Here is a 10,521-nt window from a genome sequence, read left to right as displayed (position 1 = left end):
TTTGCGCCCCTAAAGCAGATCGAGGCCGGCCTGCTCAGCATCGGGTATGCCGAGGCTGGCCCGGCCGATGGTCAGCCCGTGATCCTGCTGCACGGCTGGCCCTACGATATCTACGCTTTCGTCGATGTTGCCCCGCTGCTCGCTGCTGCCGGGCACCGCGTGATCGTTCCCTACCTGCGTGGCTACGGCACCACGCGCTTCTTGGCGGAGGCGACGGTGCGGAACGGGCAGCCGTCAGCCATCGCGGCCGACATCGTTGCGCTGATGGACGCGCTCAAAATCGACAAGGCGACCATTGCCGGCTTCGACTGGGGTGCGCGCACAGCCAACATCATCGCCGCCTTGTGGCCGGAGCGGGTCAAGGCGATGGTCTCCGTGAGCGGGTATCTGATCGGCAGCCAGCAGGCCGGCAAGATGCCGCTGCCTCCCAAGGCCGAGCTGCAATGGTGGTATCAGTTCTATTTCGCAACGGAGCGCGGCCGCGAAGGGTACGACAAGTATCGCCACGATTTCTCCAAGCTGATCTGGCAACTCGCATCGCCCCAGTGGCACTTCGGCGATGCCACCTTCGAGCGCAGCGCCCAGGCCTTCGACAATCCGGATCATGTGGCGATCGTGATTCACAATTACCGCTGGCGGCTCGGTCTTGCCGATGGCGAGGCGAAATACAACGCGTACGAGGCGCGACTGGCGCAGGCGCCCGTGATCGCCGTACCCACCATCACCATGGAGGGCGACGCCAACGGCGCGCCGCATCCGGAGCCGTCGGCCTACGCCAAAAAGTTCTCCGGACGCTATTCGCACCGGACCATCAAGGGTGGTATCGGGCACAATCTGCCGCAGGAGGCGCCGAAGGCCTTTGCCGATGCGGTGCTGGACATCATGGCGGAAGCCTAGGCGCCGCGCTTCGACAACGGCACTTAACAACGCTTAACGGGCGGGCTGGTGCGCGCCGGGCTATCTCCATTCGGCAACACCGCGGATGTGAGAGGGAGAGTCGGATGATTCCGCTGCTGGCGAATGCGATCGAGGCCCATGGCGGCCTCGATCGATGGAATGCCCACAGTCTTCTCACCGCCACGATCGTGACGGGCGGCGATTTCTGGGCCTTGAAGGGTCTCGACCAGGACCAGGCGCCGCGAACGATGCGCATCGAGCTGCATCGCGAGCGCGCGTCGGTCGAGCCATTCGGCAAGCCCGGTCAGCGCACCGACTTCAGCCCGGAACGGATCGCCATTGTCGCTGCGGGAGGACGAATCGTGGCAGAGCGCAACAATCCGCGCGCTGCGTTCGCGGGACACGACATGCGGACGCACTGGGATCCGCTGCATCGCGCCTATTTCAACGGCTACGCGCTCTGGACCTACATGACCGCGCCTTTTCTGCTCGCGATGGACGGATTCGAGGTGCGCGAGATCGAACCGTGGCGCGAGGGCCCTGAAGTCTGGCGCGGATTGCGAGCCACTTTTCCGGCGGCTATCGCCAGCCATAGCGACGAGCAGGACTTCTATTTCGGTCCTGATATGCTGATCCGTCGGCATGACTACCGAGTCGAGATCGCCGGCAATTTCCCGGCGGCCCATTACGTATCGGATCCCGTCAGCATCGACGGCATCATGATCCCGACCCGGCGGCGCGCCTATCTGCGCGGCGAGGATTTGGCGCCGATGCGCGACGAGCTGATGGTGTCCATCGACCTCTCGGAATTGCGATTTGACTGAGCGTTCTCAGGAAGCCTCGTCCAGCATGAGCCGCGCCGCCTTGAGATCGGCGGTCTCAAACCCTTCCGAGAACCGGGCGTGGGTTGCCGCGAGATCGCGAAGCGACTTCTTGCCGCCGCGTTGCTGCGCAAACCGTACCAGCGACATTTCCGTTCGCAATCGCCAAGACAACGCGCCCTGTTGCTCCGCCAGTGCGAGCGACGCGACCAGGCTGGCTTCTGCAGCATCGACAGCACCGGTACGCGCTTCAAGGTCGCCGCGCCGCCGCAGCAGTTCCGGCATGTCAAAACCTCCGCCGCCCTGTTCAACCCGGGCGATCGTCTCGCGCAGAACTTGCAGCCCTTCCGTCGCCCGGCCGAGGGCCGCCAATCCTTGCGACAGGTCGGCAGCGAACGCCGAGGCGTAGAGCTCGTAACGATCTGCATGCAGGCGCAGAAGCGCAGCCCGCATCAAATCGACGCCGCCAGTCACGTCGCCGCGGGCGATCATGGTCTGGGCGCGAAATCCCGAGGCTACGGCTTCATAGGGCGCGAGCCCGTGCACATTCGCATGCGTTGCCAGGCGCCCCGTCATCGTCTCGACGGAGGCCCAGTCCCCGACCCAACCGAACACGGAAGCCGACCAGCACAGCGCGATGCAATGCATCACTACGTCGCGCGGCACCGCGGCGCCGACGAGCGGGCGGACGCAGTCGAGCGCCCGATCGGGAAAGCCGCGGAGCCACAACACCCGCGCGAGCGGAATCTGCGGGGTGCGTGAATAGGCGAAATGCCCGGGCTGCGTTCCGCGCAGCGCGGCATCATCCCGCACGCCTTCCTCGAGATGGGCCTGTGCCTCGGCCTGATTCCCGGCAAGATGATGGGACACTCCAAGAAGCGCCTTGCTGCCGGCGAGGCCCGCGCTGTCGCCGATCAGCCGGGCAATCCGCTCGGCGTGGAGTGCGGTCGGCACCAGATGCCGGTAGTCTCCCGTACGGCGATAGAACATGTTCAGTCGCGACAGCAGTCTGAACCCGTTTGCGTGGTCGTCCATCGCTTCAGCGATCTCCAACCCGCGCCGGAGCGCCCCCTCGGCCTGCTCGCTGTTGCGCTCGGTGAACATGAAGGCATGACCGAGCGTCGACTGAAGCTCGAGCTCCCATTTCCCGCCCTTATCGGCGTCATCAAGCGTTGCGAGCGCGCGGCCCGACCAGATGCGCGCCTCGTTCAGCAGATTGAGCTCGATGAACAGCCTGGCGCAGCTGCCGGCAAGCGGCACGCGCAAGGCGGCGCCTTCATCGTTGGCATAGCTCCATTGCAGCGCCGCGCGGGCATCGGCGAGCAGGCTGGCGCGCTCCTGGAGGCGGGAGCCCTGGTCCCGGCCCTGCTCCGCCATGCCGGCTTCGAGCGTCCGCTGGACATAGAAGGCGTGACGGCGCGCAATCACGTCCGCCTCGCCGCCGTCGGCCAGCTTCTGCATCGCGTAGGCGCGCGTGGCATCGAGCAGGCGATAGCGCCGCGAGGCACCGTCCGGCTGCGCCGACACCAGCGACTTGGCGACGAGTTGCTCCAGTGCGTCGACCACACGATCGCCCGGCCCGCCCTCCTCGGTCGCGACCGCCATCGCAGCCTTGAGCGTGAAGGGGCCTGCGAAAATGGCAAGCCGCTGAAACACGATGCGCTCGCTTTCGCCGATCAAGCCGAAGCTCCAGTCAAGCGTTGCACCGAGCGTCTGTTGCCGGGGCGGCGCCGTTCGCCGTCCGCGCCATTCGAGCTTGAGCCGGCTGTCCAGCAGCGCGGCCAGCTCGCGCAATCCGTGGACGCCGAGGCGCGCGGCAGCCAGCTCGATCGCCAGCGCGATGCCGTCGAGCTTGCCGCAGACTTCAGCAAGCACCTCCGCGTCCTCATCCGTGATATTTGCCCGATGCCCGGCCGCGGCAGCACGGTCGACGAACAACCGCGCGGCAGGATAGTCCAGCACTTCACCGGCGCTGAGGCTAACGCCTTGCGGGGGCCCCGGCAGCGGAACGAGTTCGAAGATCTGCTCGCCTTCGACCAGCAGCGACTCGCGACTGGTGGCGAGAATTGCGATGTCGGGCGCCTCGCGGTAGATGTTTTCCGCCAGGCGCGCGACCTCGTCGATCACGTGCTCACAACTGTCAAGGATCAGAAGCAGCCGCCGTCCCCGCAGGGAATTGATGATGCTGTCCGAGGGATCATCGTGATGCACCACAAGTCCCAATGCGGCCGCGACGGTGCTCGAGACCAGCGCGGCGTCCTTCAACGGACCGAACTCGAGAAAATGGACGCGGCCTTCGAACGTTCGCCACATGTCATGGGCGAGCGCGGTCGCGACCGTGGTCTTGCCGATGCCGCCCGGCCCTCGAAGCGTGACGAAGCGATCGCGGAGCAGACGGGCGGACAGTTCGGCCACGACGTCGTCGCGCCCGATCATCCGGTCCAGCCGACGCGGCAAGGGGGGCGGGGGCGCTCCCTCGGGGGCACGCGATGCGGGCACCGGATCAACGTTGGGTTCGCGGCGCTGCACGGGAGCGACGAAGCAATAACCCCGACTCGGAATGTTGGTGATGAAGCGGGCACCGTCCTTGCCGTCGCCGAGAACCTTGCGCAGTTCAGCGACATGCACCCGCAGGCTGATCTCCTCGACCGCCAGGCCCGCCCAAGCGTAGGCCAAAATCTCGTTCTTGGGCACCACTTCGCCGGCACGGCTGACGAGCAGGCGCAAAATATCCATCGCGCGGCTGCCGAGCTTGACCGGGGCGCCATCTCTCTCGAGCAACCGAGACCTCAGCGAAAACGGTCCGAACGAAACGGCGTGAAGATCTAGATTCAGTGGGGCGCCCTTGCCGGAGGAGCTATTTGCAGCCGAGAGCTCGTTCACATCTGCCCCATCTTGGCGACCACTGCATCCCAATGCGAGGCGCCCATTCTCTACGCCCGCAGCATACAAAGCTTATCGATCGAAAAGCGATCGAACCCCTCTCCTCATATGCTACCGTTCTACGCAAATAATTGAAAAGCTGGAGAAAATCAAATCTCTGCGACGCGCGGCGCTCATTTTGAGCTTGCACACCGTCTGCCCCGTCCAAAACATCACACAGGGGCTTTTTGTCCGGCTGTCGGCTGTTTCCAGAGCACGGAAGGATTTGCCTTGATTTTGGTGGACGCGTGAAATCTCCACCGTCTTAAAGCGCGTCAGAGGCCAATCTCCCAGCATGCTGCCCAAAGAGCGAAAGGGCGTGCGCCGATATGCTCGCCCCGTAGCCCTTCTGCCAGCAAGCTCTGGAACTGCAGGCGCGCGGGGGTAATTGCTGCGTCAAACCGGTGAACCACCGGATAATTGTTCTCAGCCCCGCCGGCGAGACAGGCACGGCCCGCGGTCGCCAGGCGGGAACCTTGCCTCCGGATGAGTAGAAAATTTCCGATCTTGAATCTTGGAAGTCCGGTTACACCGACCGCTTTAGGATGTTGCTGTCCGCCGGCATCTTGCGCAGGCGCTTGCCAGTGGCAGCGAAGATCGCGTTGGCAATGGCCGGTACGATTAACGACGTCCCGGTTTCTCCCATCCCACCCGGAGCCGCGGTGCTCTTGAGGATATGGACATCGATGGCCGGCACTTCGTTCATGCGCATCATTTGGTACGTGTCAAAGTTGGTCTGTTCGACGCGCCCGTTCTTCAACGTGATCTCACCATAAAGCGCTGCAGTCGCTCCGAAAACGATGCCACTCTGGACTTGCGCCTGCACCGTGTCGGAGTTAACGACCGTGCCGCAATCGATCGCGCACACCACCCGCACAACCCGCACATTTCCGTCTTTGGACACCTCGACCTCGACAACCTGTGCCATGTAGCTGCCGAATACAAATTGCAATGCAACGCCTCGGCCCCGGCCTGTGGGCAAAGGATCTCCCCAGCTGGACTTTTCCGCGGCCAGATCGAGCACGGCCTTGGCGCGCGGATGGCGATCCAGGAGCATCCGCCGGTACGCAACAGGGTCCTGCCGTGCTGCCGATGCAAGCTCGTCGACGAAGCTTTCAGTCACAAAAACATTGTGCGACGGGCCGACGCTGCGCCAGAACGCCGTCGGAATACCAGGAGGTTCCACGCGCACGAACTCTACATGGATGTTCGGCAGCTCGTACACGAGATCGATCGCGCCTTCGGTCGAGTCGGGATCAAGGCCGTTCTTGAAGGCGGGAGGTAGCCAACGCGCAATCACCGAAGGGCCGGCGAAGCGGTTCTTCCAAGCCACGGGCTTACCCTGCTTGTCGAGCCCGGCGGAAATTCGGTCGAACCAATACGGCCGATACATGTCATGCTGAATGTCTTCCTCGCGCGTCCACACGACCTTCACGGGACCATCGACATGCTTTGCGATCTCGACAGCGCGGACCGCACCATCGGCCTCCAGCCGCCGGCCAAACCCGCCGCCGATTAGATGATTATGGACAATGACCTTCTCGGGCGGAAGACCTGCGGCCTTCGCCGCCATCCCCTGCACGCGCGCCACAGCTTGGCTGCCGATCCAGATCTCGCACCCGTCTTTGCGAAGGTGCACCGTGCAATTCATGGGTTCCATCGTCGCGTGCGCCAGGAACGGAACCTGGTACATCGCGTCCACCTTGGTGACTGCACCCGCCAGCGCCTTGTCCACGTCACCAACGTTCTGGGCGACCGCGCCAGAACCAAGGGTAGCCTGCTCCAGCTCGCGAGCGATCTGCGTCGTGTCCAACCCAGAGTGAGGACCATCGTCCCATTCTATAACGAGGGCCTTCAGACCCTTCTTCGCCGCCCACATATGATCGGCCACGACAGCGACGGCATCGTCGAGCCGGACGATCTGGCGGACGCCGCGGACGGCTCTTGCGGCGCTATCGTCCAGACTCCTCAATCGGCCGCCAAACACCGGTGATTGCGCCAGCGTCGCTATCTTCACGTTCGGCGGGCGCGCGTCGATGCCGTAGCGGGCCGTCCCGTTGACCTTACCAGGCGCGTCGAGCCGCTTGGCCGACGTGCCGATCAGCTGGAAGTCTTCTGGCCGCTTCAGCGTCACCTTTTCCGGGAAAGGCAGTAGCGCCGCATCAGCGACAAGCTCCCCGTATTTCAGTCGACGACCTGTCGGCTCATGGATCACCTCGCCGTCGCGCGCGCGGCAGACAGTCGGGTCAACGGCCCAACGCCGCGCGGCCGCGGCGACCAGCATGACCCGCGCAGTTGCGCCGGCCTCTCGCAGCGGTTGCCACCCCCCGCGGATGGCATTTGAGTTTCCCGTGGCCTGCACGCCCAACATCGGATTGGCATAGAGTTTTTCATTCGGCGGCGCGTGCTCCAGATGCACTTGGGACAGGCTCACCTCGAGTTCTTCGGCGAGCAGCATCGGGATTGAGGTGTAGGTGCCCTGCCCCATTTCGACATAAGGCATCGTCAGGACGACCCGACCATCGCCGGCGATACGGATGAATGCGTTCGGCGTGAAGTCTTCCAGCGCCGCAGCCTTGGTTTGGCCGAATGGCAAGCTCAGACTTAGTAACAGACCACCGCCAGCCGCGGCGCCACTGTAGAGGAAGCTGCGACGCGACAGCTTGGTGTCGTTGGAACGCGATGCAATGCCATCAAAGATCATGTCAATCTCCCTTTGCGTTCGCTTGCGCGGCAAGCTTGATCGCCTCACGGATGCGCACATAGGTCCCGCATCGGCAGATGTTTCCACTCATGGCTTCGTCGATGTCAGCATCGGTGGGATGCGGATTACTGGCTAGTAACGCCGAAGCCGACATGATCTGCCCTGATTGGCAGTAGCCGCACTGGACGACCTCGTGGTCGAGCCAGGCCTTCTGAATGCTTGCGCCAGGCGCCGTCGCCCCGACGGCCTCAATCGTCGTGACAGTGGACTTTCCGATGCTATCGATCGGAGTGACGCATGACCTTGTCGCGAGGCCATCGATATGCACCGTACAGGCGCCACATAGCGCTTCGCCACAGCCGAATTTCGTGCCGGTCATACCGAGCACGTCACGCAAGACCCACAGTAGCGGCGTGTCGCCGTCTACATCGACGCTATGCCTGCTTCCATTGATGCTGATGGTAAAGGCCATCGTGTCCTCTCAAATCTGCGATGTGTTTTCGAATGCTGTTGCCGATTGCGGCTACTCAGCCGCTGGCCGACCAAACTCGCTGCCAAGACTGCTGATACGATGCGGCACGGCTTCCCAGCTTCTGTGCGGTTGGGCGTTCGCCACGTAGTGCACATAAGTGCTTCCGACGATCAGTGCGGCCGTCGTCAAAGATCTTAGCGTCTTTACAAGGTCTATCGTCCGGGCAGGCACAATCATCGTCGTATTCGGGGATACTTCCGGCATGGTCATGACGATCTTCTCCATGTTCGCGTTCTCCCGACCCGAGTTCGAAGTCGGCTGATTGCTGCGTCATGACCCTCGCGCAGCCGCGGGGAGTTAGCTCGTTATGGGTTGTTAGACGCTGTTAGCCGTTGCGAGGAGCTATTCGGCGGCTTTCTGGCCGACTGCGAGGCATGGCACCCCCCAGCCGCGCAAGGGCTAACGATCCATAACAACCCATAACGAGCAAAATCCGTCCGCCCGCTGCACCCTATGGACGACGAACACTTGTCGGTTTGAGACCAGTCGACGTCGCCCGTGACGACCGACCCGCGAAAACGTCTCCGCGGGTAGCCCAACGGGCCGTCAAGCCTATGACGCGCAGAGCAAAAGGAGACCGAAACATGATCACCAACCAAATCGTCGATTCAAGCTTCACGGCCATCATCAACGCACCGATCGAGAAGATCGATATTCCCTCCTGGTGCTTCAACCTCTCCGAGGCCGATTATCAGGGCTGTTCGCCGGCACACATCGCTGCTGGCTTCACCACCGCACCCGACGGGCGGAGGATGTCCATCAACGTAGAAATCATCGGCGGAAGCTTGATGGTTCAGCACTATGTCGAGACGTTGGGCGAGAAGAACCACCTGATCCTCGATTCGACCTCGGACGTCTTCACGCCGACCGGGCGGACCACCATCCATGTCACCTGGGAATTGAGCGCCAGGGAAATCGAGCCCGGGAAGTGCGAATTCACCAACAGGGTACGGTCAAACGCGACGGACGAGTTCATGACGTTCATTGGCAAGCAGGGAATTCCGTTCGACCTGTTCCGCGCCCAGCGCCAGCCTGCTTCGATTGCTCACAATCAGAGCGAAACGCCTCTTTTTGCGGCCAGCATCGAACGGGCAGCCCTCAAGAAGAACTGAACACCAACCGGGACCGCGCCGTGGCAACGGCGCGCCTGCTATGGAGAGCTCCCATGCCTCACGCTTCCTTCGACAAGAACGTCACCGGACTGCTAGTTATCGACCCTTACAACGACTTCATTTCCGAGGGCGGCAAGATCTGGCCACGGATCAAGGCCGTCGCCGAAGCGAACAACTGTGTTCCGCACATGCAGAAAGTCTTGCATGCGGCACGCGATGCAAAGGTCCGGGTTTTCTATGCCATGCATCACCGGTACCGCGCCGGGGATTATGCCTCTTGGAAGTACATCGCCCCCATCCAGCGAGCTGCGTGGAAACGCCGTAGTTTTGAATTCGGCACCTGGGGCGGTGAGTTCCGCGCTGAATTCGTTCCGGCTCCAGGCGAGATCGTTGCCGACGAACACTGGTGCTCCAGCGGCTTTGCCAACACCGATTTGGATCTGCAGCTCAAGAGGCACGGCATCCAACAACTGATCGTCATCGGATTGGTGGCGCACACGTGCGTGGAAGCGACCGTGCGCTTCGCCGCGGAGCTAGGGTATGACGTCACCGTCGTCAAGGATGCGGTTGCCGACTACTCGGACGAGATGATGCACGCCGCACTGGAAATCAACCTGCCGAATTATGCGAGCGCGATTGTGACCACGAAGGAGATCGTGGAAGCACTCTCCACCGCGCATGCGCCGGCGCTGGATCCATCCGCAGCCGACTAAGCGGCTATGAGCGCCTGAAACTTATAGCAACTTCGAACAAAGCCTCGCAGCCGACTTGGCCCGTGAGGACAGCAAAGCTTCATCCCTGATCAATGGAGAACGAGAATGAGTAAAATCGAAAAAGTCGCGGTCGTCACAGGTGCCTCGCGGGGCATCGGGGCCGGTATCGTGGACGCTTACCGGAAGCTCGGATACGCGGTGGTCGCGAATTCACGGGACATGAAGCAAGGGAACGACGGCGATGTGGTCGCCGTCGCCGGCCATATCGGCGACCGCGGGGTCGCGAGCCGGGTCGTCGATATGGCCATCGAACGGTTTGGACGGATTGACACCCTCATCAACAACGCCGGAATCTTCATAAGCAAGCCGTTCACCGATTATACGGCAAACGACTTTCGCGACGTTCTCGACGTCAATCTCGCCGGCTTCTTCCATGTGACACAACTTGCTCTTCCGCACATGTTGAAGCAGCGACATGGGCATATCGTGCAAATAACGACCGCGCTTGTCGGCCAACCAAGCTCGGCAGTGCCCGCCGGGCTCGCATCGCTCACCAAAGGCGGGCTGGACGCGGTCACCCGTGGTCTCGCAATGGAGTACGCCAGACAGGGTGTTCGCGTGAATGCCGTTGCCCCTGGCATCATTAAGACGCCCATGCATCAGCCCGAAACGCACCAGTTTCTCGGCAATCTGCACCCCATGGGACATATGGGCGAGATCGCGGACGTTGTCGATGCGGTCCTCTACCTGGAAAGCGCGGGCTTCGTCACCGGTGAAACGCTGCACGTCGACGGCGGCCAGCACGCCGGCCGGTAAACAA

Annotated in this window: 9 protein-coding genes; 5 read left to right on the top strand and 4 right to left on the bottom strand. The window is 62.5% G+C overall.

Features of this window, described 5'->3' with window-relative positions:
* Together SE91_RS14785 and SE91_RS14780 are read left to right on the top strand one after the other, a co-directional pair.
* Window positions 1–897 (top strand): alpha/beta fold hydrolase (locus SE91_RS14785; RefSeq protein WP_061848087.1); only part of this gene is annotated, 897 nt, incomplete at its 5' end.
* 104 nt (window positions 898–1,001) lie between these two features.
* Entirely contained in the window at window positions 1,002–1,721 is a 720-nt protein-coding gene (locus tag SE91_RS14780; RefSeq protein WP_008559589.1) for a hypothetical protein, read from the top strand.
* A gap of 6 nt (window positions 1,722–1,727) precedes the next feature.
* Here the strand turns inward: SE91_RS14780 and SE91_RS14775 are convergent, their stop codons facing one another.
* The 4 genes from SE91_RS14775 to SE91_RS36270 all read right to left on the bottom strand — a co-directional run bounded on the left by SE91_RS14775 (window position 1,728) and on the right by SE91_RS36270 (window position 8,101).
* Entirely contained in the window at window positions 1,728–4,499 is a 2,772-nt protein-coding gene (locus SE91_RS14775; protein WP_283806239.1) for an ATP-binding protein, read from the bottom strand.
* A 667-nt stretch (window positions 4,500–5,166) separates the two neighbouring features.
* Complete coding sequence (locus SE91_RS14770) at window positions 5,167–7,344, bottom strand: xanthine dehydrogenase family protein molybdopterin-binding subunit (RefSeq protein ID WP_061848085.1); 2,178 nt, start codon at window positions 7,342–7,344, stop codon at window positions 5,167–5,169.
* A 1-nt stretch (window position 7,345) separates the two neighbouring features.
* A complete protein-coding gene (locus SE91_RS14765; RefSeq protein WP_008559609.1) occupies window positions 7,346–7,816 on the bottom strand; it encodes a (2Fe-2S)-binding protein in 471 nt (156 codons plus the stop codon).
* A gap of 51 nt (window positions 7,817–7,867) precedes the next feature.
* Complete coding sequence (locus SE91_RS36270) at window positions 7,868–8,101, bottom strand: hypothetical protein (protein WP_156489618.1); 234 nt, start codon at window positions 8,099–8,101, stop codon at window positions 7,868–7,870.
* A 359-nt stretch (window positions 8,102–8,460) separates the two neighbouring features.
* Between SE91_RS36270 and SE91_RS14760 the strand changes: the two genes are divergently transcribed.
* The 3 genes from SE91_RS14760 to SE91_RS14750 all read left to right on the top strand — a co-directional run bounded on the left by SE91_RS14760 (window position 8,461) and on the right by SE91_RS14750 (window position 10,517).
* On the top strand, window positions 8,461–8,988 hold the full coding sequence (locus tag SE91_RS14760; protein WP_008559611.1) for a hypothetical protein: 528 nt from the start codon (window positions 8,461–8,463) through the stop codon (window positions 8,986–8,988).
* Between the two features lie 53 nt (window positions 8,989–9,041).
* The gene (locus SE91_RS14755; protein WP_008559613.1) at window positions 9,042–9,701 is read left to right on the top strand and encodes a cysteine hydrolase family protein; all 660 of its coding nucleotides are present in this window, start codon (window positions 9,042–9,044) and stop codon (window positions 9,699–9,701) included.
* Window positions 9,702–9,806: 105 nt separating this feature from the next.
* Window positions 9,807–10,517 (top strand): SDR family NAD(P)-dependent oxidoreductase, encoded by a 711-nt coding sequence (locus SE91_RS14750; RefSeq protein WP_008559614.1) that lies wholly within the window; start codon window positions 9,807–9,809, stop codon window positions 10,515–10,517.
* The last annotated feature ends 4 nt before the right edge of the window (window positions 10,518–10,521 follow it).

This window comes from Bradyrhizobium sp. DOA1 (genome assembly GCF_001593325.1).
Lineage (GTDB): Bacteria > Pseudomonadota > Alphaproteobacteria > Rhizobiales > Xanthobacteraceae > Bradyrhizobium.
The sequence above is the reverse complement of the archived record's forward strand: the minus strand, read 5'-3'. Positions and strand labels throughout refer to the sequence as shown.

Excerpts from the sequence above, each read along its gene's own strand:
- SE91_RS14780 (WP_008559589.1), top strand. The coding sequence starts at position 1,002 with ATGATTCCGCTGCTGGCGAATGCGATCGAGGCCCATGGCGGCCTCGAT.
- SE91_RS14770 (WP_061848085.1), bottom strand. The coding sequence starts at position 7,344 with ATGATCTTTGATGGCATTGCATCGCGTTCCAACGACACCAAGCTGTCG.
- SE91_RS14765 (WP_008559609.1), bottom strand. The coding sequence starts at position 7,816 with ATGGCCTTTACCATCAGCATCAATGGAAGCAGGCATAGCGTCGATGTA.
- SE91_RS36270 (WP_156489618.1), bottom strand. The coding sequence starts at position 8,101 with ATGGAGAAGATCGTCATGACCATGCCGGAAGTATCCCCGAATACGACG.
- SE91_RS14760 (WP_008559611.1), top strand. The coding sequence starts at position 8,461 with ATGATCACCAACCAAATCGTCGATTCAAGCTTCACGGCCATCATCAAC.
- SE91_RS14755 (WP_008559613.1), top strand. The coding sequence starts at position 9,042 with ATGCCTCACGCTTCCTTCGACAAGAACGTCACCGGACTGCTAGTTATC.
- SE91_RS14750 (WP_008559614.1), top strand. The coding sequence starts at position 9,807 with ATGAGTAAAATCGAAAAAGTCGCGGTCGTCACAGGTGCCTCGCGGGGC.